The organism is Brevibacterium picturae, assembly GCF_030453725.1.
Classification (GTDB): domain Bacteria; phylum Actinomycetota; class Actinomycetes; order Actinomycetales; family Brevibacteriaceae; genus Brevibacterium; species Brevibacterium sandarakinum_A.
Map to the genome: position 1 here is coordinate 1 of NZ_JAKDJU010000344.1, position 1513 is coordinate 1513.

General features: G+C 65.1%; 3 protein-coding genes. All 3 read left to right on the top strand.

Features of this window, described 5'->3' with window-relative positions; genetic code table 11:
• Positions 1-540, top strand: a 540-nt coding sequence (locus tag L0G76_RS16210) for a glycosyltransferase (protein ID WP_304358152.1), incomplete at its 5' end; no start/stop codon positions are given.
• Between the two features lie 34 nt (positions 541-574).
• Positions 575-1123, top strand: a complete 549-nt coding sequence (locus L0G76_RS16215) for a YbjN domain-containing protein (RefSeq protein WP_304358153.1) — start codon at positions 575-577, stop codon at positions 1121-1123.
• Between the two features lie 109 nt (positions 1124-1232).
• Positions 1233-1513, top strand: a 281-nt coding sequence (locus tag L0G76_RS16220) for an iron chaperone (protein ID WP_304358154.1), incomplete at its 3' end; no start/stop codon positions are given.

The following is a 1513-nucleotide window of genomic DNA, read 5'->3' on the forward strand; positions in this document are numbered from 1 at the left end:
TCCGCCTCGGGTGGGGAAGGAGTCGGGAAGGACGGCGCCGGACTGACCGGGACCCGGTCATCGCAGTATCTGCGTGACCTCGCCACGGCCATCGTCGCCGAACCCAGCGTCGAGGTGCGACGCCCCGTGCCTGCGCACGAACTCGTCACCTACTACCGCGCGGCGGACGTTCTCCTCGTCCCCTCACGCAGCGAATCATTCGGACTGGTCGCAGCCGAGGCGTCGGCATCGGGGCTGCCCGCCATCGCCTCGGCGGTCGGAGGACTGCCCGACATCGTCGAACACGGACACTCGGGTGTGCTCATCGCCGACCACAACCCCCGGCATTGGGCGATGGCCCTTGAACGGCTGCTCCTCGACGACGACCTGCGCCGAGAGCTCTCGTGCCACGCGGTCGATCGCTCGGCTCGCTTCGACTGGTCCGCCACGGTGGCGAAGGTGCTGGGAGCCATCGGCGTCCCCGACCTGAGGCTGGCCGCGATCGCGACGACAGCGGACGCGCCGGAGCCGACGACAAGCCTGGTGGGACGTCGTTGCTGAACGCTCGAATGAATCGCTGACGGAAGGACACATGATGACGACCGACACCGAGACGATCCTGGCCGGAGTGAGGCAGTGGGCCCACGAGAACGAGGTCGAGGTCGACGCCCTTGAACAGTCTCAGATCGCCGTGGTTCTGCCGGGAGAGAAGAAGCTGAAGACAACCGTGTCGATCAGCGTCTCTGCACGGACGGTGCAGCTGCAGGCGTTCGTCATTCGCCACCCGGACGAGAACGCCGCGGAGTTCAATCGCTGGTTGCTGATCAAGAACATGAAGCCGGGCCCGGTGTCGTTCGGGATCGATACCCTCGGCGATGTGTACCTGGGAGCGAACGTCCCCCGGGAGCGCCTTCTCGATGAACTCGATTCGCTGCTGGGAGCGATTCTGGCGACTGCCGATTCCTCGTTCAACGAACTCCTGCTCATCGGCTTCCTCACGGGCATGAAGAAGGAATGGGCCTGGAGGATCAGTCGTGGCGAGTCGACGCGGAACCTCGCGGCCTTCGAAGACGTCCTCAGCGGAGAGGACAACGAATTTTTGGAGACCCCGGATCGGGATGCCACCCCGGATCGGGATGCCTGAGAGCCGGCCGACCGACAGCCGGAAGACCGAGGGGCCGGAAGACCGAGGGGCCGGCGGCAGACGGGCCGGCTCCTGAACCGGTGGGCCCTACCTGTGTGAGGATCGGATCATGAGCAAACGAGTGGATCAGAGCAGGCCGAGCGATGTCGACGAATACATCGCCGGTTTCGACGATGTCTCCAAACAGGACTTTCTGCGTCGCCTCCGCGATCTCAGCCGAGCCAATGCGCCCACCGCAGCCGAGAGCCTCAAATGGTCGACCCCCGCCTATTCCCTCGACACGATCCTCTTCGTGTTCGCCGGCTACGCCGAACACGCCAACTTCGTGTTCACCCCCAGCACCAAGGACGCCTTCGCCGATCGGCTGAGCGGATTCGACACCGGAAAGGG

Bases quoted from the DNA above. Each gene is read 5' to 3' on its own strand.
- L0G76_RS16215 (WP_304358153.1), top strand. From the start codon at position 575: ATGACGACCGACACCGAGACGATCCTGGCCGGAGTGAGGCAGTGGGCC.